This window comes from Hafnia paralvei, assembly GCF_020150375.1.
GTDB lineage: Bacteria > Pseudomonadota > Gammaproteobacteria > Enterobacterales > Enterobacteriaceae > Hafnia > Hafnia paralvei.
This window is the reverse complement of record NZ_CP083737.1, coordinates 3913599-3937745: the sequence shown is the minus strand read 5'-3', so window position 1 is coordinate 3937745 and position 24147 is coordinate 3913599. Positions and strand designations below refer to the sequence as shown.

The following is a 24147-nucleotide window of genomic DNA, read 5'->3' as shown; positions in this document are numbered from 1 at the left end:
CTAAAGTTCGTTTTTTAGACTGGTGTAATAGGTATAAAGGTATATCTTTAAGCTCATCAAATAAACAAGTCAGAGGGTCATATGTCAAAACATCTCCATGGGGTTATGCCCGCGTTACTCACTCCGTTTAACCCGCAGCAACAGCTCGATATTCCAAGTCTGCGTCGTTTAGTGCAGTTTAATATTGCTCAAGGCGTTGACGGTCTTTACGTGGGGGGCTCTACCGGTGAGGCTTTCATTCAAAGCGCTCAGGAACGTGAGCAGGTTTTGGAAGTCGTCGCAGAAGAAGCGAAAGGTAAAGTCACGCTGATTGCTCACGTGGGTGGGATTAGTACGCATGAAAGTCAGGTGTTGGCGAAGGCTGCCAAGCGCTATGGTTTTGACGCTGTATCTGCGGTGACTCCTTTCTATTATCCATTCAGTTTTGCCGAGCACTGCGATCACTATCGCGCCATTATCGACTCTGCCGAAGGCTTGCCGATGGTGGTATATAACATCCCAGCGTTGAGCGGAGTGAAGCTTTCACTCGATCAAATCTCAACGCTGATTACTCTGCCGGGTGTGGCTGCTTTGAAACAAACATCAGGCGATCTCTATCAGATGGAACAAGTGCGACGTGCACATCCTGATAAGGTCATTTATAACGGTTATGATGAAATCTTCCTTTCCGGCTTGTTGGCGGGGGCCGATGGCGGTATCGGCAGTACCTATAACGTTATGGGCTGGCGTTATAAAGGTATTATGCAGGCATTGAAAGAGGGCAATATTGCACGAGCCCAAGCGCTGCAAACGGAATGTAATAAAGTGATAGATGTTCTGATTAAAGTCGGCGTATTCCGTGGACTGAAAACCATTCTGCACTATATGGATGTTGTTGATACGCCAATTTGTCGCAAGCCGTTTGCTCCGGTTGAAGAACAGTATTTACCTGAGCTGCGTCAGCTAGCCCAATTACTGAGTGCAGAAAGAACGGCAAAATAATACAACACCGTTTCTTATCTACTAACAACTCTTACCCTACGATATAGAGCGCAGGCAATTTAAAAGACCTGCGCCGGGAGTGCTTTATGAATAACACTACCCAAGATCTACCGTGGTATCGACACATCAGTAAGCCGCAATGGAAGGCATTTTCTGCCGCATGGATTGGTTATCTGTTAGATGGCTTTGATTTTGTCTTGATCGCTTTGGTATTAACCGAAATTCAAAGTGAATTTGGATTAACTACCGTAGAAGCTGCCAGCCTTATTTCAGCCGCATTTATCTCCAGATGGTTTGGAGGGTTATTATTAGGCGCAATGGGGGACCGATATGGCCGAAAATTAGCAATGATAACTAGCATTGTCTTATTTTCAGTCGGAACTTTAGCCTGTGGTTTTGCTCCCGGTTTCACCACCATGTTTATTGCTCGTCTGATGATTGGGATGGGAATGGCGGGTGAATATGGTTCTAGTGCAACCTATGTTATTGAGAGCTGGCCAAAACATTTACGAAATAAAGCCAGCGGATTTTTGATTTCAGGTTTTTCGATCGGTGCCGTTCTTTCCGCGCAGGTATACAGCGTAGTCGTACCTGTATGGGGGTGGCGTGCATTATTCTTTATTGGCATTCTGCCGATTATTTTTGCGCTATGGCTACGTAAAAATATTCCTGAAGCGGAAGACTGGGAAAAGAAATTTGGTAATAAACAGCCAGTAAAAACCATGGTGGATATTTTATATCGTGGACCCTATAAAGTGATGAACGTTGGTATGACGATAGTCGCTTCACTGGCTCTCTATTTATGTTTTGCAGGCGATATTGGAAATCCTTTTGCCATCACGGTGCTTGGGCTTTTGTGTGCTGCTATTTTCATTAGTTTCATGGTGCAAAGCAGTGGGAATCGCTGGCCCACGGGCGTGATGCTGATGGTCGTGGTGTTGTTCGCCTTCCTTTATTCATGGCCGATTCAGGCTCTATTACCCACCTATTTAAAGACTGAGTTGGCTTACGATCCATCGACCGTGGCACATATTCTGTTCTTTAGCGGATTTGGGGCTGCGGTTGGGTGCTGTGTTGGTGGCTTCCTAGGTGATTGGCTGGGAACGCGTAAAGCTTATGTGTATAGCCTACTGTTATCTCAACTGCTGATTATTCCTGTGTTTGCTATTGGCGGTGGAAGCCTATGGACGCTGGGGATTCTGCTGTTTCTTCAGCAAATGCTGGGACAGGGGATTTCCGGTATTTTACCTAAGCTCATTGGCGGCTATTTTGACACTGAGCAACGAGCGGCAGGGTTAGGATTTACCTATAACGTCGGCGCGTTAGGCGGGGCACTTGCACCTATCCTTGGCGCGACCATAGCCCAACGCCTGGATCTTGGTACGGCGTTAGCTTCGCTTTCTTTCAGCCTGACCTTTGTCGTTATTCTGTTGATTGGATTGGATATGCCATCAAGGGTACAACGCTGGTTGAAGCCAGAAGGGATCAGAACGCACGATACCATCGATGGAAAACCTTTCAGCGGTGCCGTTGGTCGTATACCCAAGAAAGCGTTAGTAGAACCTGTTGCACACAAATAATCAGGGTAAAAAAAGCCCCGCACATTGGCGTAATGCTGTTCATTTAAGAGATCGAGATACACGGGGCTAGCACACCGCGGGGCGGTTATGGAACACATCCATGTGTTCCACCCTAGGGGTCAACGCTAAAGCGTTGTTCAACTTTGCTCCCTGCAAAGTTGTCGGCGGCTTCGCCGCTACGACCCCATCGGTGTACTTCCCCTAAAATCAGGCTTAACTGACAAGCATTACATCATTGGCGGGGCTTTTTGCTGTTTAACGCTCTGGATATAGAAAAGCGTGATACTGCTTAGAATTACAGTTCAGCAGGATGAGCGTTTGCTTTATGGCATTTGCATTCGCCGATTGGCAGCACGGTACGGCCTGCTTGTTCGTTGATCACTTCAGCCATAGCCAGATAAATGGCGCTCGCACCACAAACGATACCTTCAAAACCGGCAAAGTGTAGAACCGCAGCGTTGCCCGTGATATTGCCGTAGGCCAGTAGGAAGAACAGAACGGTCAGACTGGCAAACACGAATTGCAGAATGCGGTTAGCGCCCAGAGTACCGAAGAACATGAACAGGGTAAAAATGCCCCACAGTGCTAAATAAGTACCGAGGAAGCTGGCATCGCTGGCATCGGCCAGACCCATTTTTGGCAGTAATAAAATACCGACCAGCGACAGCCAGAATGCGCCGTAGGACGTAAATGCGGTTAAACCGAAAGTGTTGCCTTTTTTGTACTCAAGCAGCCCAGCGAGAATTTGGGCAAACCCTCCAAAGAAAATCCCCATTGAGATGATCACGGAAGTAAGAGGGAAAAAGCCTGCATTGTGCAGGTTCAGCAAGACGGTGGTCATCCCGAAGCCCATCAGGCCTAAAGGACCGGGATTCGCCAACTTGTTGGTGTGCATAGAGCCTCTGTAATAAGAGAAGTTTAATGTAGAAATAAATATTCCAGCGCCATTGAAGTTGATTTTTATATTTGCAACATCAATTGGTTAGGCGTGGAAATTCATTGGTACGTGCCCGAGAACACAATGTTTTATCGCATTGTGGTTCTTTTCAACGATCGAGCGCGCGGCATAATAATGAGGAGTCAGAACATAAACAATGATCTTGTGGGTTAAAAAATCATATTTTTTTTAATCTCCCCCCTTGTTGTCGTCTTGAGCGACCCCATCTTACTTACAACGCAGTTAGTTACCGGGTATTCCCGCCATACTTCAAGCTGCTGGTGTGTTGGCTGCACTCAATCACCCGAGCCACTTACTTAGGTAAGCTTATTGGGACTCATTCGTTTGCCGCCTTCCAGCAACTTGAATGATTTAGGGTATAGGTAGAAAAAAGGCGGTTGAAAAAAGAAATATCGCCCCCACCTACGGTAGCAACGAGATTAATAACAAAATTCTTAGTGGAGATGTTCGATGGGTAAAATTATTGGTATCGACCTGGGTACAACTAACTCTTGTGTAGCTGTAATGGATGGGACTACCGCACGTGTGCTGGAGAACGCCGAGGGCGACCGCACCACTCCTTCTATTATTGCGTACACTCAGGACGGCGAAATTCTGGTTGGTCAGCCTGCAAAACGTCAGGCGGTGACTAACCCACAAAACACCCTGTTCGCGATCAAGCGTTTGATTGGTCGTCGTTTTGAGGATGAAGAAGTTCAGCGCGATAAAGGCATCATGCCTTTCGGTATCGTCGCAGCTGACAACGGCGACGCATGGGTCGAAGTTAAAGGTCAGAAAATTGCTCCGCCGCAGATCTCTGCAGAAGTTCTGAAGAAAATGAAGAAAACTGCAGAAGACTTCTTGGGCGAGCCAGTGACTGAAGCTGTTATCACCGTTCCTGCATACTTCAACGATGCTCAGCGTCAGGCAACAAAAGATGCTGGCCGTATCGCAGGTCTGGAAGTAAAACGTATCATCAACGAACCAACCGCAGCTGCTCTGGCTTATGGTTTGGATAAAGAAGTGGGTAACCGCACTATCGCCGTTTACGACTTGGGTGGTGGTACTTTCGATATCTCTATCATTGAGATTGACGAAGTTGACGGCGAAAAAACCTTCGAAGTTCTGGCAACCAACGGTGATACTCATCTGGGTGGTGAAGACTTCGATAGCCGTTTGATCAACTATCTGGTTGAAGAGTTCAAGAAAGAACAGGGCATGGATCTGCGCAACGATCCGCTGGCGATGCAGCGTCTGAAAGAAGCAGCTGAAAAAGCGAAGATCGAGCTGTCTTCTGCTCAGCAGACCGACGTTAACCTGCCGTACATCACTGCAGATGCGTCTGGTCCAAAACACATGAACATTAAAGTGACCCGTGCAAAACTGGAGTCACTGGTTGAAGATCTGGTTAACCGCTCTATGGAACCACTGAAAGTGGCTCTGAAAGATGCAGGCCTGTCTGTTTCTGACGTACAGGACGTTATCCTGGTTGGTGGTCAGACTCGTATGCCTATGGTTCAGAAGAAAGTCGCTGATTTCTTCGGTAAAGAACCACGTAAAGACGTTAACCCAGATGAAGCAGTGGCTATCGGTGCTGCGGTTCAGGGCGGTGTATTGACCGGTGAAGTTAAAGACGTTCTGCTGCTGGACGTTACCCCTCTGTCTCTGGGTATCGAAACCATGGGCGGCGTAATGACCTCACTGATTGCGAAGAACACCACTATCCCAACTAAGCATAGCCAAGTGTTCTCAACCGCTGAAGACAATCAGTCCGCTGTGACGATCCACGTCATTCAGGGTGAGCGTAAACGCGCTGCGGATAACAAATCTCTGGGTCAGTTCAACCTAGATGGTATCCAGCCAGCACCACGTGGTATGCCACAGATCGAAGTTACCTTCGACATCGATGCTGATGGTATCCTGCATGTGTCTGCTAAAGACAAAAACAGCGGTAAAGAGCAGAAGATCACCATCAAGGCATCTTCTGGTCTGAACGAAGAAGAAATCCAGAAAATGGTACGTGATGCAGAAGCTAACGCTGAAGCTGACCGTAAGTTTGAAGAGCTGGTACAAACTCGTAACCAAGCCGATCAGCTGGTTCATGGTACTCGCAAGCAGTTGGAAGAAGCCGGTGACAAACTGCCAGCTGAAGATAAAACTGCGATCGAAGCTGCTTTGGCTGAGCTGGATACTGCAGCGAAGGGCGAAGATAAAGCTGACATCGAAGCGAAAATCCAGACTCTGGTACAAGCTTCCAGCAAACTGTTAGAAATGGCTCAGCAGCAGGCTCAGGCCGGTGGTGCTCAGCAGGCTGATACCAGCGCTCAGAAAGATGACGACGTGGTAGACGCTGAATTCGAAGAAGTTAAAGATAAAAAATAATTGCCCTTAGCGGGCTTGGTGACGGCGGAAGTGGCATTTAGCTAACCGTCGTGACTGTTAACCGGCACGGGCGTCGAGGAAACTCAACGCCCGTGCAGTTATGTTAAGGGCAGGATAAATAGAATGGCGAAAAGAGACTATTACGAGGTTTTGGGCGTATCCCGCGACGCGGAAGAGCGCGAAATCAAAAAGGCTTATAAGCGCCTAGCGATGAAGTTCCATCCTGACCGCAATCAGGATACGGACGCAGAGGAAAAGTTTAAAGAGGTCAAAGAGGCCTACGAAATCTTAACCGATGCGCAGAAACGTGCAGCCTATGATCAGTACGGTCATGCCGCCTTTGAACAAGGTGGAATGGGCGGAGGCGGCGGCTATGGCGGCGGTGCAGACTTCAGCGACATCTTTGGTGACGTGTTCGGCGACATCTTCGGCGGCGGTCGTCGTCAGCGTGCGACCCGTGGTGCAGATCTCCGTTACAACATGGAGCTGACGCTGGAAGAAGCGGTACGCGGTGTGACCAAAGAAATTCGCATTCCTACATTGGTTGAATGCGAAGTTTGCCACGGTAGCGGAGCGAAGAAAGGCACTGATCCAGTGACCTGTCCAACCTGTCATGGCGCAGGTCAGGTACAGATGCGTCAGGGCTTCTTTACCGTACAACAGCCGTGTCCACATTGTCATGGTCGTGGCCAAATTATCAAAGATCCGTGCAACAAATGTCACGGGCATGGCCGCGTAGAGAAATCCAAAACGCTGTCGGTGAAAATTCCTGCTGGTGTGGATACCGGTGACCGTATCCGCTTGAGCGGCGAAGGGGAGGCCGGTGAGCATGGAGCGCCAGCTGGCGATCTGTATGTGCAGGTACAGGTGAAAGCGCATCCAATCTTTGAGCGCGAAGATAATAACCTGTTCTGTGAAGTGCCGATCAACTTTGCCATGGCTGCACTCGGCGGTGAGATTGAAGTTCCTACGCTTGATGGACGCGTAAAGCTGAAAATCCCTGCTGAAACTCAAACTGGCAAGATGTTCCGCATGCGTGGTAAAGGGGTTAAATCCGTTCGTGGTGGGAGTCAGGGCGACCTGCTGTGCCGCGTAGTGGTTGAGACTCCGGTTAACCTAAACGAGAAGCAGAAACAGCTGTTGCGTGAGCTAGAAGATAGTTTTGGCGATTCTTCGAGCGCTAATAACAGCCCACGCTCTAAAAGTTTTCTCGACGGTGTAAAGAAATTCTTCGACGATTTAACTCGCTAGGATTTTCTTTAAAAATAAGCAGTTAATAAAAAATCCCTACCTAACCCGTGGGGATTTTTTTACATTTTGTGTGACGAAACTCATCAATTACTCGGTTTTACCTTGGTTAATAGCACTTATAAACTACTTTTCCCGAAATAAAGTAATCCGTAAACTAACTGCATTAATTCGTTCTCTCGCCCATTATTAACGAATGTGTGTAAGGAGTTTCTGAGAGTGACTATGGTAACCCGTGCAATCCGTCAGTTTCTGCGCCTTGAGGCCGCTGGCGGCATAATTCTCATCATGGCCGCTATTGTGGCTTTAGTTCTGGCAAACAGCCCGCTACAGGGCCTTTATCAGCAGTTTTTAGATTCGCCAGTTCAGTTCCGTTTTATGGCATTGGATATCAACAAAACTCTGCTGTTATGGGTCAATGATGCCCTGATGGCCATCTTCTTTTTGGTGGTTGGCTTAGAAGTTAAGCGTGAGTTGATGTGTGGCTCACTCGCCAGCCGAGATAAGGCCGTTTTCCCAGCAATCGCCGCTCTTGGCGGAATGCTGGCTCCGGCGTTGATCTATCTTGCATTTAACCATGCCGATCCTGTTACCAGCCAAGGCTGGGCGATTCCGGCAGCAACGGACATTGCTTTTGCCCTAGGCGTTATGGCGCTGCTGGGTAAGAGAGTACCAACCAGCCTGAAAGTCTTTCTGCTGGCGCTAGCGATTATTGATGACCTAGGCGTTATCGTGATTATCGCTTTGTTCTATACGCATGAGGTTTCTTTATCGGCATTAGGCGTGGCTGCGGCATCTATTGCGGTGCTGGGATATCTCAACTGGCGTGGGGTAGGAAAATCCTCGGTTTATCTGTTAGTTGGTGCGGTACTGTGGACGGCTATTCTGAAATCGGGCGTTCATGCCACGCTGGCAGGCGTTATCGTTGGCTTTATGTTGCCAATCAAAGCCAAGAACGGCAAACGTCCAGCCGAAAAATTAGAGCACAGCCTGCATCCATGGGTAGCCTATCTGATTTTGCCGCTGTTTGCTTTTGTGAACGCGGGAGTCTCTCTGCAGGGGGTATCTCTAGGCGATCTAACAGGCGTTCTTCCTGCTGGGATTATGATGGGGCTGTTCGTTGGTAAACCTCTTGGGATATTCTTGTTTAGCTGGGTGGCGGTGAAAATCGGTATCGCACGTTTACCGGGTGGGATTAATTTCCGCCATATCTTTGCCGTCTCGGTGCTATGCGGCATCGGTTTTACCATGTCTATTTTCATTGCTTCACTGGCGTTTGTTGGAGGGGCACCTGAGCTTGCAACCTATTCAAGATTAGGGATTTTACTTGGGTCTACGGCCTCTGCCTTAGTGGGATATATGTTGCTAAGGCGTGTACTACCACGGCGAGCTGCCGACGAGGAGTAATCCACTTTACCTGAGACGCTCCAACATTAGTTGGGGCGTCTTTTGTAATCTGGCTCCCGTTGAAGAGGCACCGTCATAGGTCGTCAGCGGTTTTAGTGGCAAGATAAGTCATACGCCGCTGCGTTTTTCTTGGCGCACAGTTTGTGCTGCCTTCTTGATTAGCCCTAAAGGGCAAACACTGCAGCAATGTTCGCATGGTGATTAACCCATGTAGGACGTAATAGGAGAGCACTATCGTGCGTCTAGCACATATCAATTTTAACCATCTGTATTACTTCTGGCAGGTTTGCAAAGAAGGGTCGGTGGTCGGCGCGGCTGAAGCGCTGTTTTTAACACCTCAAACCATCACCGGGCAGATTAAAGCGTTAGAAGAGCGGTTAGGCGGGAAACTGTTTAAGCGCCAAGGACGTGGCTTAGTACCTTCAGAGCTGGGACAGCTCGTTTTCCGTTATGCCGATCGTATGTTCATGCTTAGCCAAGAAATGCTAGATATCGTGAACTATCGCAAAGAATCTAACATGCTGTTTGACGTTGGTGTGGCCGATGCGTTGTCGAAGCGCCTGGTGAGTCAGGTGCTAGAAACGGCGGTAGCAGACCATGAGCAAATTCATTTACGCTGCTTTGAGTCTACGCATGAAATGCTGTTGGAACAGCTTAGCCAGCATAAGCTCGATATGATTTTATCCGACTGCCCCGTTGATTCTAGCCAGCAAGAAGGGCTATTTTCAGTAAAGCTAGGCGAGTGTGGCGTCAGTTTCTTTTGCCGTCAGCCGCTGCCAGAGCAGCCATTTCCGGCCTGCCTCGAGCAACGTAAGCTGCTGATCCCAGGACGTAGAACCATGCTCGGCCGTAAATTGCTGAACTGGTTTAATAGCCAAGGACTAACAGTACAAATCCTCGGGGAATTTGATGATGCCGCCTTGATGAAGGCATTTGCTCAATTTCACGATGCAATTTTTGTTGCTCCGTCGATTTATGCGCAGGATATGTACGCCAATGAATCGGATAACATCAAGGAAGTGGGGCGAATTGATAACTTGCAGGAAGAGTACTACGTGATTTTTGCCGAGCGAATGATCCAACATCCGGCAGTTCAACGCGTATGTAATAAAGATTTCTCAGCGTTATTCAGTCGTTAACACTCAGCGTTTAGGCGTAAAAAAACCGGCCTAGGCCGGTTTTTTTCAAAGCTACCAACGTAAAGCAATTACTGCATTGCGTTGATTTGCGCGACCAAGTTTGACTTATGGCGTGCAGCTTTGTTTTTGTGGATCAGGCCTTTACAAGCCTGGCGATCCACGATTGGTTGCATTTCGTTAAATGCGTTTTGTGCAGCGGCTTTATCGCCGGTTGCAATCGCCGCGTATACTTTCTTAAGGAAAGTACGCATCATGGAGCGACGGCTAGCGTTGTGCTTGCGGCGCTTCTCAGATTGTACGGCGCGTTTCTTAGCTGATTTGATATTAGCCAAGGTCCAACTCCCAAAATATTCTATGAGGACAATTCAAAGGCCGAGAAATATGCCTTTTTAGCCCTCTGTTGTCAATGGATTTGTGCAAATAAGCGTCGCTTGTACGAACGACACTTTCGCGTTGTGATGGCGCGGGATTTTACCAGCTTTGTCCCTTGGAATACACCCTTTCGAGAGTTTTTTCCTGTGCGGTTGCTGATTATATCAGCGTTTGCAACAAAAACGCAGGTTTAGCGAAATATCATTTAGCCGATGCGTAAATAGAGTGGCATAAATCACGCGTAATGTATTTAACCGGCGGCTTATCTCCGGTATGGTGGCAGAATCCCTTTAAACTCTCTAATCGCTGGTTAACCTTAGTCTCTGTACAAGGTATAATCCGCCGATTTCCACTGTTTTGAGCCTGATATGGAGCTAATTCGCGGCATTCACAATCTACGGGCGCGCCATCATGGCTGCGTGCTGACGATCGGCAATTTCGATGGTGTGCACCGCGGTCATCAGGCCTTGCTAACCCGTCTGAAGCAGGAAGGGAAACGCTTGGGGTTGCCCGTCATGGTGATGATTTTTGAACCCCAACCGTTGGAGCTGTTTAGCGCAGACAAAGCGCCAGCTCGCCTGACTCGGTTACGCGATAAATGTCATTATCTGGCAGACGCAGGAGTTGATTATCTTCTGTGTGTTCGTTTTAACCGTGATTTTGCGGCGAATTCAGCTCATGACTTTGTTAAAAAGTTACTCGTTGAAAAGCTCGGCGTAAAATATCTGATGGTCGGTGATGATTTTCGTTTTGGCGCAGGGCGCGAAGGCGATTATGAGTTGTTGAAATTGGCGGGTGCACAGTTCGGTTTTACCGTAACGAACTCTGATAGCTTCTGCGAAGGTAATAAACGCATTAGCAGCACCGCCGTTCGACAGGCATTACAGGAAGATAAGCTTGATCTGGCGGAAAGCCTCTTAGGCCATCCATACAGCATCTCTGGGCGCGTTGTGCACGGTGATGAAGTTGGGCGAACGATGGGTTTTCCAACGGCTAACCTGCCGCTTAAACGGCTGGTGGCACCGGTAAAAGGTGTTTACGCCGTGGATGTTTATGGGCTGGGGCCAACGCCGTTACCCGGTGTTGCGAATATCGGCACCCGCCCGACAGTCGCTGGCATACGTCAGCAGTTAGAAGTCCATCTGCTAGATACCACGATGGATCTTTATGGACGCCACATTGATGTGGTGCTCCGCGCAAAACTGCGCAATGAACAGCGTTTTGCTTCGCTTGATGCATTAAAGCAACAAATCGCCAATGATGTGGTGACGGCCCGCGCGTTTTTTGGGCTGGCGACACCGGTTTAATCTATATACATATACCCAAAGTCACAGAGGCTGCCGTTGAGCGAGCCGTTTGTTGAGCCAAGGGGATAGCCGAAAACGGAACCGAGAATCGAATGAGTGATTATAAGAATACCCTGAACTTGCCGGAAACAGGGTTCCCGATGCGCGGCGATCTCGCCAAGCGCGAGCCTGGCATGCTGCAACGTTGGTATGATCAGGATCTGTACGGGATTATCCGTAACGCGAAAAAAGGCAAGAAAACCTTCATTCTGCACGATGGCCCTCCTTATGCGAACGGCAGTATTCATATTGGTCACTCAGTAAACAAGATTCTTAAAGACATTATTATTAAGTCCAAAGGTCTGAGCGGTTTTGACTCCCCGTATATTCCGGGTTGGGACTGCCATGGTTTGCCTATTGAGCTGAAAGTTGAGCAGTTGATCGGCAAGCCGGGCGAAAAGTTCAGCGCCGCCGAGTTCCGTGCTAAATGTCGCGAATACGCTGCCGAGCAGGTTGAAGGCCAGAAAGCAGATTTCAAACGTCTTGGCGTGCTGGGTGATTGGGATCATCCATACTTGACCATGGCGTTCGACACTGAAGCTAACATCATTCGTGCTTTGGCTAAAATCGTGGATAACGGCCATCTGATGAAAGGCGCTAAGCCGGTTCATTGGTGCCCAGACTGTGGTTCTTCACTGGCTGAAGCCGAAGTTGAATATTATGACAAAACCTCGCCATCCATTGACGTGCGCTTTGCTGCGGTCAATAAAGACGAAGTGTTGGCTAAATTTGGCGTAAAAGACGTCGAAGGCAACGTTTCCGTGGTTATCTGGACAACCACGCCGTGGACTATGCCTGCAAACCGTGCGATTTCTCTGCACCCTGATTTTGAATACCAGTTAGTGCAGGTTGAAGGCGAATGCCTGATCTTGGCGGCCGATCTGGTTGAAAGCGTGATGAAACGCGCAGGAATCACGTCTTGGGTCGTGCTGGGAAGCTGCAAAGGCGCTGATTTAGAACTACAGCGCTTCCAACATCCGTTTATGGGCTTTGATGTGCCTATCGTTCTGGGTGAGCACGTCACGCTGGAAGCCGGTACGGGTGCCGTTCATACCGCTCCAGGCCACGGTCCTGACGACTATGTTATCGGTCAGAAATATGGTTTGGAAACGGCTAACCCTGTTGGCCCGAACGGCTGCTACCTGAAGGGGACTTTCCCTGGTCTGGATGGTTTGTTTGTTTTCAAAGCCAACGACGTGGTGGTTGAGCTGCTGAAAGAACATGGTGCGCTGCTGCACGTGGAAAAGCTGAATCACAGCTACCCATGCTGCTGGCGCCATAAAACGCCGATCATCTTCCGTGCGACCCCACAGTGGTTTATCAGCATGGATCAGAAAGGCCTGCGCAAGCAGTCTCTGGCTGAGATCGACGAAATCGAACAGGTTGGCCTGAAAGAAAATGGTCTAAGCGGCTGGATCCCAGCATGGGGTAAAGCGCGTATTGAATCAATGGTAGCGAACCGTCCTGACTGGTGTATTTCTCGTCAGCGTACATGGGGCGTTCCCATGTCGATGTTCGTGCATAAAGAGACTCAGGAACTGCACCCGCGCACCACTGAACTGATGGAAGAAGTGGCTAAGCGCGTTGAGAAAGACGGCATTCAGGCATGGTGGGATCTGGATCCAAAAGACATTCTGGGCGCAGATGCAGACCAGTATGAAAAAGTGCCTGATACCTTGGACGTATGGTTTGATTCTGGCTCAACCAGCTTCTCTGTGGTTGATGCGCGTCCTGAATTCCACGGTCACACGGCAGATATGTATCTGGAAGGTTCTGACCAGCATCGTGGTTGGTTCATGTCCTCGCTGATGATTTCTACCGCGATGAAAGGCAAAGCGCCTTATCGTCAGGTACTGACCCACGGTTTCACCGTTGATGGTCAGGGACGCAAGATGTCCAAATCAATCGGTAATACCGTAAGTCCACAGGATGTGATGAACAAGCTGGGTGGCGACATCCTGCGTCTGTGGGTTGCATCTACCGATTACACCGGCGAAATCGCGGTATCCGACGAAATTCTGAAACGCTCTGCGGATTCTTATCGTCGTATTCGTAACACTGCACGCTTCTTGCTGGCTAACCTGAATGGTTTCGATCCGAAACAACACATGGTTAAGCCTGAAGACATGGTGGTGCTGGATCGTTGGGCGGTTGAGCGCGCGATGGAAGCACAGAAGGAAATTCTGGTCTCTTACGAGAACTATGACTTCCATGAAGTGGTTCAGCGTCTGATGCAGTTCTGCTCGGTTGAAATGGGCTCCTTCTATCTGGATATCATTAAAGACCGCCAGTACACCACCAAAGCAGACAGTATTGCGCGTCGCAGCTGTCAGACCGCGCTGTACCATATCGCTGAAGCATTGGTTCGCTGGATGGCGCCAATTATGTCCTTCACCGCTGATGAACTGTGGGGCTATCTGCCGGGCGACCGTGCCGAGTTTGTCTTCACTGAAGAGTGGTATCAAGGGCTATTTGGTTTGGGTGATTCCGAGTCCATGAATAATGACTTCTGGGCTGAGCTGCTGAAAGTTCGTGGCGAAGTGAACAAGGTGATTGAACAGGCGCGTAACGATAAGCGCGTTGGCGGTTCTCTGGAAGCGAGCGTCACGCTGTACGCCGATGATGATCTGATGGCTAAACTGAACAGTCTGGAAGATGAGCTGCGTTTCGTGTTGATCACCTCTGGTGCTCAGGTTGAAGCGTTGGCGAATGCGCCGGCCGATGCAGTACAAAGCGACGTGTTGAAAGGATTGAAAGTGGCGCTGAGCAAGGCTGATGGCCAGAAATGTCCACGCTGCTGGCACTTCTCTACCAAAATTGGTCAGAGCGCAGAGCATCCAGAATTGTGCCCACGCTGCGTGATCAACGTCGCCGGTCATGGCGAACAACGTAAGTTTGCATAATGGTAGGTGCAATGAAACGACCTATGATGTCTACAGGACTGCGCTGGCTCTGGCTGGTGCTGGTCGTGTTAGTGATAGATTTAGGCAGTAAGTATTTAGTCCTACAAGAGTTCGCGTTAGGCGAAACTAAAGTATTGCTGCCATCGTTAAATCTTCACTATGCACGTAACTACGGCGCCGCTTTCAGCTTTTTAGCTGACAGCGGTGGCTGGCAGCGCTGGTTCTTTGCTGGCATTGCCATTGGGATCTGTGTGGTGTTGTTAGTGATGATGTATCGCTCAAGTGCGACGCAAAAACTGAATAACATCGCCTATGCCCTGATCATCGGTGGTGCGCTGGGCAATTTGTTTGATCGACTCTGGCATGGGTTCGTCGTCGATATGATCGACTTCTACGTTGGAGACTGGCATTTTGCCACCTTTAACTTAGCGGACTCTGCCATTTGCGTTGGCGCTGCGCTCATTGTTTTGGAAGGTTTCCTTCCTAAGAAAAAGGGATAACCGTTATGACTCAGCAAGTGCAGAGCAACAGCGCAGTACTCGTGCATTTCACCTTGCAGTTAGAGGATGGCACTCAGGCTGAATCTACGCGCAGCAGTGGCAAGCCCGCTCTGTTTCGTTTAGGCGACGGTAGTTTGTCTGACGCGTTGGAAGAGCACTTGCTGGGACATAAGGTGGGCGATAAGTTTCAGTTCACTTTACAGCCGCAGGATGCTTTTGGTGAGAACAGCCCCGATCTTGTTCAGTTCTTTACCCGCCGTGATTTCGCCGATGTAGGCGTTCCAGAGGCGGGAACTATTATGATGTTCACTGGCCGAGACGGCAGCGAAATGCCGGGTATTGTGCGTGAAGTTGCCTGTGATTCAGTGACCGTTGATTTTAACCATCCGCTTGCGGGACATCCGGTCGCCTTTGACGTAGAGGTGCTGGAGATTGACCCGCAGCAGGGAGACGTTGATGCAAATCCTGCTGGCTAATCCGCGCGGTTTCTGCGCGGGTGTCGACCGGGCTATTAGTATCGTAGAACGCGCGCTAGAAATTTATGGCGCGCCGATTTATGTCCGTCATGAAGTGGTGCATAACCGTTATGTCGTCAACAGCCTGCGTGAACGCGGAGCCGTGTTTATTGAAGAGATCAGCGAAGTCCCTGATAACACGATTCTGATTTTCTCCGCTCATGGCGTTTCTCAGGCGGTACGTGCAGAAGCTAAAGCGCGTAATCTTACTATGCTGTTTGACGCAACCTGTCCGCTGGTGACTAAAGTCCATATGGAAGTTGCCCGTGCTAGCCGTAAAGGCACTGAAGCCATTTTGATTGGGCATGCAGGGCATCCAGAAGTCGAAGGCACGATGGGCCAGTACAGCAACCCTGAAGGGGGGATGTATCTGGTTGAATCGCCAGAGGACGTGTGGAAGTTACAGGTTAAAAATGAAGCTAACCTGTGTTTCATGACGCAAACTACGCTTTCAGTGGATGACACATCAGACATTATCGACGCACTGCGCGAGCGTTTTCCGCAGATTATTGGCCCACGCAAAGATGATATTTGTTATGCGACCACTAATCGTCAGGAAGCCGTACGTAACTTGGCTGCTGAGGCCGAAGTGGTCCTGGTTGTTGGTTCAAAGAACTCATCGAATTCAAATCGTTTAGCCGAATTAGCACAGCGAGCGGGCATTCCAGCATTTTTGATCGATTCTGCTGAAGATATTCGCGAAGAGTGGTTAGAAGGTGTGAATTGCATCGGCGTCACCGCGGGCGCTTCAGCCCCCGATATTCTGGTGCAAGAAGTGATTAAACGTCTTCAGGCATTAGGCGGAGAAGGTTCGGTTGAGATGCAAGGACGTGAAGAAAACATTGTTTTCGAAGTGCCGAAAGAACTGCGAGTTAAACTATTAGATTAAAATTTTGCCCCACTTCGGTGGGGCGCTTAATGGATGTTGTACGAAACGGAGTTTCTCATGGAAGGTTACAAGTATTTCTCTAAGCGTGTAATGACGCTGATGGTTTTGGTTGCCAGTGTGTTTGTCAGTGCGTGTGATAACAGCGCAGCGACTCCAGAGAGTTTGAGTAGTGCTCGAGCAAAATTCAAAACAGAAATTGTCGATACCAGCTTCCAAGGCGATGGTGAACCGGCAACTCCCCCCGCAGATATCTTTTCCCTCGTAAGCTATCCTGCCCAAGATGGCAAAATGGCGGCATTTCTGACACCTGATCCCCACGATGGAAAAAAACACCCTGCGGTTATTTGGCTGGTTGGTGGATATGGCGGCATTGGTAGCGATGATTTTTTCTGGACCGAGCAAGATCGCAGTAACGATCAAAGTGGTAGCGCATTTAGAAAATCGGGCTTAGTGATGATGGTGCCCAGTTTTCGTGGAGAAAATGCTAACCCAGGAAAATATGAGATGTTTTATGGTGAAATTGACGACTTAGAGTCAGCCAGAAAATACTTAGCATCACAGCCTTACGTTGATCCAAATCGGATTTATTTGGCGGGGCACAGCACGGGGGGAACTCGTGTTCTTTTAGGCAGTGAATATCTAACAGGATTTAGAGCGGCATTTTCTCTGGGCGGAATTCCCGATCTGAAAAAACGTATCGAGGGAGGGAAGATGATGGTTGCCGTACCCTTTAATCAGAATAACCCTGAAGAGTTTCGCCTACGCTCCCCTGGCGAGTTTATAACATCAATAAAATCGCCAACCTTTTATTTCGAAGGTGAAGAGTATTTCTGGCCGGAGTTCGATGACTTAAACGTGGTTGCCAAAGAAAAGTCTATCCCGCTGCATATCTATAAAATAGATGGTGGAGACCACTTTAATATCATTACTCCGGTAACCGAGATGATAGCCCAAAAAATTCTGCAAGATACCGAAGATAAAGTGAATATTTCGTTCAGCGATGGCGATCTGCGTACCATTCAAAACGGTATCTCTCACTAGTTTCTGTGTGTGGGTTTAAATTTTTACGGAAATTTTTCTGCTGTTAAAGGCCAGTTTTACTGGCCTTTTGTGAATGTCGTCGGTCACGCAGATTCGTTAAACAATATTTGTTCCAGAAACATGAGCATAATGAATTCGGATAATGCTTCTTACTAGCACGGTAGAGTGAGTGGAAAGGCAATGACAGCGATTTTAGGTGCTCTAAATGGATAGAGCACCCGTTGAGTGTCCTGCTTATTCCTAGCCAGCAAATATTCTGCTATTCATCCCTACATGCATCTACTGCGCGGATCACCATTTGATACCCTGTGCAACGGCATAGATTACCTGCTAATCCCCGGCGGATTTCTTCGTGCGTCAGCGGGCGAGAGGTATGTTTAGCCAGCAATGCCGTCGTTGCCATCACCAAACCCGGCGTGCAGAATCCGCACTGTACCGCGCCAGCATTGACGTATGCCTGTTGTACCTTTGATATTTCCCCATTTCTCACCTCGCCTTCGGCGGTGCGGATCTGCTTACCATCGGCCCATACGGCGAGGTATAAGCAACTGTCAGTGGCAACGCCGTCAATCAGCACGGTGCAAGCACCGCATTCTCCGACTCCGCATCCCTGCTTCACGCTGGTTAGGCCTTGTTCACGTAGCAATTCCATTAAAGACATCGCTGGAGACAGGCAAAATTGATAGGTTTTGCCATTAATTTGGCACTCAATATCAACCCAGTTTTTATGTTTCATTGGATATGTCCTCCAGCGCGTTCAACGGCTAATGTGATAGCCCGTTGGGCCAAGGTGCGGATCAGATGTAGACGAAATGATTTTTCTGCGCGCCAAGATGAACGTGGTGAAACATCTTGCGCAACGGCCTCGCTAACGGCGGCGAGAGTTTGCTGGGTAATTGGCTGACCGATGGCGCAGTTTTCAGCCTGTGGGCAGCGAATTGGGGTCGGTGCCGCCACCCCATAGGTTAAGCGCAATTCTGTAAAACGCCCTTCGGCAATGCGACAAACCGCCGTGCAGCCAATAGTGGCGATATCCATCGCACCGCGCATCGCGTATTTAATGTAACTGCTGCCGATATTTTGGTAGTAGGCCGGAGCAAAGTGGAAAGCCACCACGATTTCACCTTGCTGTAGCGCCACTTTACCGGGACCGGTGTGAAAACCTTCGATTGAGCGCTTATAGCTTCCGCTTTGGGTGGCGATTTCTAATTCGGCCTTAAGCGCCAGCGTGGGGGACGCCGAGTCTGCGCTGGTGGCGCCGTTGCAGATATTGCCACCGAAGGTGGCAACGTTACGCACCTGTGGCCCCGCGATGGTAGCCGCAGCCTCGGCAAGTAGAGGCAGATGCTGTTGGATCAATGGATGTTCAATTATTTCAGTAAAGGTCGTGGCTGAACCGATCCGCAGATGGTTATGGCGATCGAGCGTGATCCCTTTGAGTTCAGCTAAGTCGTGAATATCGACGATATGACGATACTTAGGATTAAGGTGATGCAGTTGGATTAACACATCCGTGCCACCAGCCAGCAGACGAGCCTGTGGGTGTTCAGTGAGCAGCTCACAGGCATGTTGTACGTTGCGAGCGCGGTGATAGCTTTCAATATCGTACATGATTACTCCCTGATGAGTCCGGCGAGAACAAATTCGTTAAACAGCGTTTTAGGCGTGATAGGCAAGGTGTTAATTGCCACGCCGGTCGCCATGCGGATTGCATTCCTGATTGCCGGAGCGGGCGAGATAATCGGTGGTTCACCCAGTGCTTTATGCCCATACGCAGACTGCGGTTCGTAGGTGTCAACAAAGGCACAGTCCAGATCGGGCAGATCCATAATGGTGGGGAACTTATAGTCCAGCAGGTTTGGATTGCGTACTACGCCGGTTTTCTCATCGATGATCATCTCCTCAAACAGCGCCCAACCAATTCCCATTCCCATGCCGCCATGTACCTGACCTTCCGCTAACTGAGGGTTAAGAATTCGGCCAGAATCATGCATATTGAGGATCTTGTTGATGGTGACTTTGCACAAAGGAATATCGATAGTGAGGTCGACAAAGGTGCAGCCAAAAGCCGGTGGGTTAGTCGTGGTTTTGTGCGAGATTTCAGCCAGCAACTGAGCGCCGATTTCCTGATGATAATAGGCATGCATAGAGACGTCAGCGACGCTCATCAGTACCATTTCAGGCTGCGCGGCCATCACCACATTTCCATCGAGTAGCGTAAGCCCCCACTGAGGCTGGTGGCTAATCAACTCGGCATGAGCCAGAATTTTGCTACGCAGCTCGGTTGCCGCCTGTCTAACCGCGGGCGCTGCTACGTAACTCTGACGCGATGCAAATGCGCCCGGATCGTAGGCGGTAATATCGGTGTCTTGGGTGGAGATGACGCGAATATGCTCAAAGGGGAGTCCTAGCGTTTCCGCCGCCATTTGAGCGAATACGGTATCCGAGCCTTGCCCAATTTCCGTCGCGCCGATTTGCAGATTAACCGTACCGTCTTGATTAAGCAGCATTCGAGCGCCCGCAATTTCAACGCCGACCGGATAGGTATTGGAGCCATAGCTGAAGCAGGCAACGCCAATGCCGCGCCGCACATCACCGTTTTGCTGCAGGCATTCGGCTTTGCGCGCGTCCCACTCAAACATGTCGCGGCCTTTTTCCAAGCATTCGACTAATCCAGCGCTGTATATGGTTTTGTGGTTAACCGGATTAATATCGCCGCTGCGTGCGGCATTCAGTAAGCGCACCTCTACGGCATCCAACGCGAGTTTTTCGGCGGCATCATCTAATAAGCACTCAAGAGCAAAAGCGACCTGAGGCGCACCGTATCCCCGCATGGCACCCGCGGCAGGATAGTTGGAATAGTGGGTGAGGGCCGAATAGCCAAAGGCACTGCGGGGATAGAGATAGCTAATTTTGTTGGCACCGGCAGATGCAATAGAGTGCCCATGAGAAGCGTAAGCGCCGGTATTGGAGAGCACATCAAGCTGATAGCCCGTGAGTATGCCGTCTTTATTGAGCCCTAACTTGGCATCAATGCTAAATGCATGCCGAGTCCGAGAGGCAAAAAAACACTCTTCACGACTCAATTCGACTTTAACCGGAATACCCCCCATTTTCAGCGTTAGAAACGCTGCCATAGGTTCTTCTAAAACGTCCTGCTTGTTACCAAAACCACCGCCAATATAAGGTTTAATCACGCGAATATTTGACCATGGTAATCCCAACGCTTGAGCAACGGTGCGGCGAACGATTTGAGGAATTTGGGTGCTGGACACAATCACAATGTGATCGGGCTGCTCCATATAAGCGAAGCAGGTCACGCTTTCCATGTGGCAATGCTGAATCACTGGCGTTTGAAAGTGAGCGCAAAGCTGTAAATCAGCCGCCGAGATCGCCTCTGTGGGCTGATTAGCGCTGATGTCGCTTTTTTTCAGTATGTTTCCCGTTGGATGGATGGGCGTTGCGCCTTCTGCCAGTGCGGCTTGGGCATTAGTGATGACCGGTAATTCTTGATAGGTCACGTCCACAAGTGCTGCGGCGCGTTCTGCCGTAAGCGCATCTCTGGCGACCACAATCGCCACCCCATCACCAAAATGGCGGACGTGCTGGGTCAACAGACTACGGTCGGCAACGTCACGTTTGGCGGCCTCTAAGGACCAAGCGTGCCCAGCGGTAGGGAAGAGGAGTTCGGGCACATCTTTAAAGGTAAAAATCGCTTCTACGCCTGGCATGGCAAGCGCAGCAGAAGTATCAATAGCGGTGACCTTCGCATGGGCAACAGGACTGCGTACGTATTTGGCATAGCGCATCCCCGGCATTTGATGATCGTCGGTATAACGGGCGCGTCCGGTAACCTTTGCTTCAGCATCAACCCGCTTGAGTGGTGATCCTAACGACATAGCTTTCTCCTTAGAGGAGCGTGGTTTTTTTAATAAAATTAAGAGGAATGTATAAACAGAATGAAAGCAGCAAGATGCACGCCATCGGGTGCTATTGAATAGTGTGATTTTCGGAAACGTGAGAATGATCGGCTGTTTTTCACCTGCAAGGCCACAGAATGTGACCAACGGCAGTTTTAGGCGTTGAAAGGGGGGCTCAGGCCTATCAAAGTGGGAATGTTGGTATCAAATTGACACTGAACTTATCGTAATGAGATGTTAGTTCTACCGGCGCTAACTGTTTGGTTTTGCATGATTATGCGGGTGATTGTTTTTTATTCTTTGCTTCTGTTTTAGGCCAAAAACATACTGTCTGGGAATTGTTGTTGCTGATGATATTGAGCTCTCATCGCAATTTTCTAATTACAGCGCATTTTTTCTGGCAGTGACATCTTAGAGCCGTTAACCTGAAACTAACATTGCAGGCTCATTGACCATATTGCTGAGCGAAATTAAATAATTAAGAGAGGGAAGATGTCTAATTCTCAGATCCGTATTGCTGTCGCTGGGGCTGGCGGGCGTATGGGACGCCAACTGATCAGCGCTGTTGCAAACACTGATGGTGTCGTACTTGGCGCAGCTTTTGAACGCGAAGGTTCTTCGTTATTAGGCGTTGATGCGGGTGAGCTTGCCGGCATCGGTAAAACCGGTGTTGTCGTGAGTTCCAGCCTGCAAGATGCCGCCGATAGTTTTGATGTATTGATCGATTTTACCCGTCCAGAGGGCACGTTATCCCATCTTGAGTTCTGCGTGAAGCAACATAAAAATATGGTGATTGGTACGACCGGCTTTGATGACGCGGGTAAGGCGGCGATTCGTCAGGCCGCTGAATCTATCGCGATTGTATTTGCGGCCAACTTTAGCGTGGGTGTCAATGTGATGCTTAAACTGCTAGAAAAAGCCGCTAAAGTCATGGGGGACTACACCGACATTGAGATTATCGAAGCGCATCATCGCCATAAGGTCGATGCGCCATCGGGAACGGCTTTGGCAATGGGAGAAACCATTGCGCAGGCGCTTGGCCGTGATCTAAAAGAGTGTGCGGTATATTCCCGCGAAGGGTATACGGGGGAACGCGACCCTAAGAGTATCGGCTTTGCCACTATTCGTGCAGGAGACATTGTGGGAGAGCATACGGCGATGTTTGCCGATGTGGGCGAGCGTATTGAAATTACGCATAAAGCATCGAGCCGGATGACGTTTGCTAGCGGTGCAGTGCGCGCGGCTGCATGGATAGGCACTCGAGCGACAGGGCTCTATGATATGCGAGATGTTCTTTCTCTCAATGAACTCTAGGTAAAATGCGTATTTTTGTTTGATTCTGTTGTTTTTAATTTTATCTTAAACCCATAAATAACAGGGTGTTATTTATGGGTTTTGTTTTTTTTATTGGGTATTTTTGCATTTGGATTTAAGATTGGTATAAGTCACCATATTTTACTTTTTATTAACCTTGACGGAAACTCTGATTGACCTTTGTAGAGGAAAATTGCATCATAACCCCATTGCCGCTGAACTCCGATACTGGCAACCGTTTTCTATTTTCAATTAATATCTTCTTTTGACCGCTTCGCTGTAAAAATCAATTCAAAGCTGTAAAAAACACAAAAAAATCCTGTTTTCATGTAGACAAGGATTCGTCGCGTCTTTAGAATGCGCGCAATTTGCCGGAAATTAGTCAAGAAGGCAGTTTTTTGCGTTGATTTAGATCGAATGATCTGCATTAATATGCAAATAATGTGACTGAATATTCTTTGGAGGGTGTTTTGATTAAGTCAGCTATATTGGTTCTGGAAGACGGAACCCAGTTTCACGGTCGGTCGATAGGCGCAGATGGATCGGCAGTGGGCGAGGTGGTCTTCAATACGTCAATGACCGGTTATCAAGAAATCCTTACTGATCCTTCCTATTCCCGCCAACTAGTCACTCTTACTTATCCTCATATCGGCAACGTCGGCACTAACGCCTCTGATGAAGAATCCTCCGCTGTTCATGCTCAAGGTCTGATTATTCGCGATCTGCCTCTGATTGCCAGCAACTACCGCAGCACAGAATCGCTCTCTGATTATCTGAAACGTCACAACGTTGTCGCTATTGCTGATATTGATACGCGTAAGCTGACCCGCCTACTGCGTGAGAAAGGTGCACAGAACGGCTGCATTATTACTGGCTCGGTAGATGGCTCATTGCCCGATGCGCAGCTCGCGCTGGAAAAAGCGCGCGCGTTCCCAGGCCTAAAAGGAATGGATCTGGCCAAAGAAGTCACAACCCGAGAATCTTACGCATGGACTCAAGGTAGCTGGACGCTGATGGGCGATTTGCCCGCCGCGAAAGAGGCGTCTGAGCTGCCATTCCACGTGGTTGCCTACGATTACGGCGTCAAACGTAACATTTTACGCATGTTGGTAGACAGAGGCTGCCGCTTGACGGTCGTACCCGCGCAAACCCCTGCTGAAGATGTGCTGAAACTTAATCCAGATGGCATTTTCTTGTCGAATGGTCCAGGGGATCCTGAACCATGTGATTACGCCATTCGCGCAATTAAAACCTTCTTGGATACGGATATTCCGGTGTTTGGCATCTGTTTAGGTCATCAACTTTTAGCGCTGGCTAGCGGAGCCAAGACTATCAAGATGAAGTTGGGTCACCACGGCGGCAACCATCCGGTAAAAGATCTGGATAAAAACGTTGTGATGATCACTGCTCAAAACCATGGTTTTGCCGTAGACGGCGATAATTTGCCGCAGACGCTGCGCATTACGCACACATCACTGTTTGACCACACGGTTCAGGGCATTCACCGTACCGATAAGGCCGCATTTAGCTTCCAAGGGCACCCTGAAGCCAGCCCTGGTCCACATGATGCTGCGCCGCTGTTCGACCACTTTATTGATTTAATTCAGAACTACCGTTCCACGGGCTCAGTCAATACCCCAGCCGTAAACGCTAAATAATCAGGAGCAATAAAC

General features: G+C 49.2%; 19 protein-coding genes. 14 read left to right on the top strand and 5 right to left on the bottom strand.

Annotation, left to right across the window (positions count from 1 at the left end; all coding sequences use genetic code 11):
- Window positions 1-81 precede the first annotated feature (81 nt).
- Together nanA and K9N75_RS18280 are read left to right on the top strand one after the other, a co-directional pair.
- The gene (gene nanA / locus K9N75_RS18285) at window positions 82-981 is read left to right on the top strand and encodes an N-acetylneuraminate lyase (RefSeq protein WP_020303567.1); all 900 of its coding nucleotides are present in this window, start codon (window positions 82-84) and stop codon (window positions 979-981) included.
- Between the two features lie 86 nt (window positions 982-1067).
- Complete coding sequence (locus tag K9N75_RS18280; RefSeq protein ID WP_096080315.1) at window positions 1068-2561, top strand: MFS transporter; 1494 nt, start codon at window positions 1068-1070, stop codon at window positions 2559-2561.
- Window positions 2562-2856: 295 nt separating this feature from the next.
- Here the strand turns inward: K9N75_RS18280 and satP are convergent, their stop codons facing one another.
- Complete coding sequence (gene satP / locus K9N75_RS18275) at window positions 2857-3456, bottom strand: acetate uptake transporter (RefSeq protein ID WP_008814666.1); 600 nt, start codon at window positions 3454-3456, stop codon at window positions 2857-2859.
- A gap of 513 nt (window positions 3457-3969) precedes the next feature.
- Between satP and dnaK the strand changes: the two genes are divergently transcribed.
- The 4 genes from dnaK (at window position 3970) to nhaR (ending at window position 9674) form a co-directional block, all read left to right on the top strand.
- Window positions 3970-5880, top strand: coding sequence for a molecular chaperone DnaK (dnaK, locus tag K9N75_RS18270; RefSeq protein WP_004089152.1), 1911 nt, complete (start codon window positions 3970-3972; stop codon window positions 5878-5880).
- 123 nt (window positions 5881-6003) lie between these two features.
- Window positions 6004-7131 carry a molecular chaperone DnaJ gene (gene dnaJ, locus K9N75_RS18265; RefSeq protein WP_004089150.1) on the top strand — a complete coding sequence of 376 codons (1128 nt, stop codon included), beginning with the start codon at window positions 6004-6006 and terminating at the stop codon, window positions 7129-7131.
- A 222-nt stretch (window positions 7132-7353) separates the two neighbouring features.
- The gene (gene nhaA, locus K9N75_RS18260) at window positions 7354-8535 is read left to right on the top strand and encodes a Na+/H+ antiporter NhaA (protein ID WP_008814665.1); all 1182 of its coding nucleotides are present in this window, start codon (window positions 7354-7356) and stop codon (window positions 8533-8535) included.
- 236 nt (window positions 8536-8771) lie between these two features.
- A complete protein-coding gene (nhaR, locus tag K9N75_RS18255; RefSeq protein ID WP_004089142.1) occupies window positions 8772-9674 on the top strand; it encodes a transcriptional activator NhaR in 903 nt (300 codons plus the stop codon).
- 68 nt (window positions 9675-9742) lie between these two features.
- Here the strand turns inward: nhaR and rpsT are convergent, their stop codons facing one another.
- On the bottom strand, window positions 9743-10006 hold the full coding sequence (rpsT, locus tag K9N75_RS18250) for a 30S ribosomal protein S20 (protein WP_008814663.1): 264 nt from the start codon (window positions 10004-10006) through the stop codon (window positions 9743-9745).
- A 408-nt stretch (window positions 10007-10414) separates the two neighbouring features.
- Here rpsT and ribF point away from each other — a divergent pair, with 408 nt between their 5' ends.
- The 6 genes from ribF (at window position 10415) to K9N75_RS18220 (ending at window position 17240) form a co-directional block, all read left to right on the top strand.
- Window positions 10415-11353 (top strand): bifunctional riboflavin kinase/FAD synthetase, encoded by a 939-nt coding sequence (gene ribF / locus K9N75_RS18245; protein WP_008814662.1) that lies wholly within the window; start codon window positions 10415-10417, stop codon window positions 11351-11353.
- A 92-nt stretch (window positions 11354-11445) separates the two neighbouring features.
- Entirely contained in the window at window positions 11446-14295 is a 2850-nt protein-coding gene (gene ileS, locus K9N75_RS18240; RefSeq protein WP_130973890.1) for an isoleucine--tRNA ligase, read from the top strand.
- An 11-nt stretch (window positions 14296-14306) separates the two neighbouring features.
- Window positions 14307-14795 (top strand): signal peptidase II, encoded by a 489-nt coding sequence (lspA, locus tag K9N75_RS18235; protein ID WP_039185770.1) that lies wholly within the window; start codon window positions 14307-14309, stop codon window positions 14793-14795.
- Window positions 14796-14800: 5 nt separating this feature from the next.
- Window positions 14801-15271: an FKBP-type peptidyl-prolyl cis-trans isomerase gene (fkpB, locus tag K9N75_RS18230; RefSeq protein WP_008814659.1), complete on the top strand. Its 471-nt coding sequence runs from the start codon at window positions 14801-14803 to the stop codon at window positions 15269-15271.
- Window positions 15252-16199, top strand: a complete 948-nt coding sequence (gene ispH, locus K9N75_RS18225; RefSeq protein ID WP_064572810.1) for a 4-hydroxy-3-methylbut-2-enyl diphosphate reductase — start codon at window positions 15252-15254, stop codon at window positions 16197-16199. The genes fkpB and ispH overlap by 20 nt, the downstream gene beginning before the upstream one ends.
- A gap of 57 nt (window positions 16200-16256) precedes the next feature.
- On the top strand, window positions 16257-17240 hold the full coding sequence (locus K9N75_RS18220) for an alpha/beta hydrolase family protein (protein WP_114445855.1): 984 nt from the start codon (window positions 16257-16259) through the stop codon (window positions 17238-17240).
- Window positions 17241-17499: 259 nt separating this feature from the next.
- Here K9N75_RS18220 and xdhC read toward each other — a convergent pair whose 3' ends face one another.
- The 3 genes from xdhC to xdhA are packed head-to-tail and all read right to left on the bottom strand — an operon-like array spanning window position 17500 to window position 21139.
- Window positions 17500-17976: a xanthine dehydrogenase iron sulfur-binding subunit XdhC gene (xdhC, locus tag K9N75_RS18215; RefSeq protein WP_008814656.1), complete on the bottom strand. Its 477-nt coding sequence runs from the start codon at window positions 17974-17976 to the stop codon at window positions 17500-17502.
- Window positions 17973-18851, bottom strand: coding sequence for a xanthine dehydrogenase FAD-binding subunit XdhB (xdhB, locus tag K9N75_RS18210; protein ID WP_008814655.1), 879 nt, complete (start codon window positions 18849-18851; stop codon window positions 17973-17975). Before xdhB ends, xdhC begins: the two co-directional genes overlap by 4 nt.
- 2 nt (window positions 18852-18853) lie before the next feature.
- Window positions 18854-21139: a xanthine dehydrogenase molybdenum-binding subunit XdhA gene (xdhA, locus tag K9N75_RS18205; RefSeq protein ID WP_008814654.1), complete on the bottom strand. Its 2286-nt coding sequence runs from the start codon at window positions 21137-21139 to the stop codon at window positions 18854-18856.
- Window positions 21140-21652: 513 nt separating this feature from the next.
- Between xdhA and dapB the strand changes: the two genes are divergently transcribed.
- A complete protein-coding gene (gene dapB / locus K9N75_RS18200) occupies window positions 21653-22474 on the top strand; it encodes a 4-hydroxy-tetrahydrodipicolinate reductase (RefSeq protein ID WP_008814653.1) in 822 nt (273 codons plus the stop codon).
- 470 nt (window positions 22475-22944) lie between these two features.
- Window positions 22945-24132, top strand: coding sequence for a glutamine-hydrolyzing carbamoyl-phosphate synthase small subunit (gene carA / locus K9N75_RS18195; RefSeq protein WP_061059576.1), 1188 nt, complete (start codon window positions 22945-22947; stop codon window positions 24130-24132).
- Window positions 24133-24147: the final 15 nt, after the last annotated feature.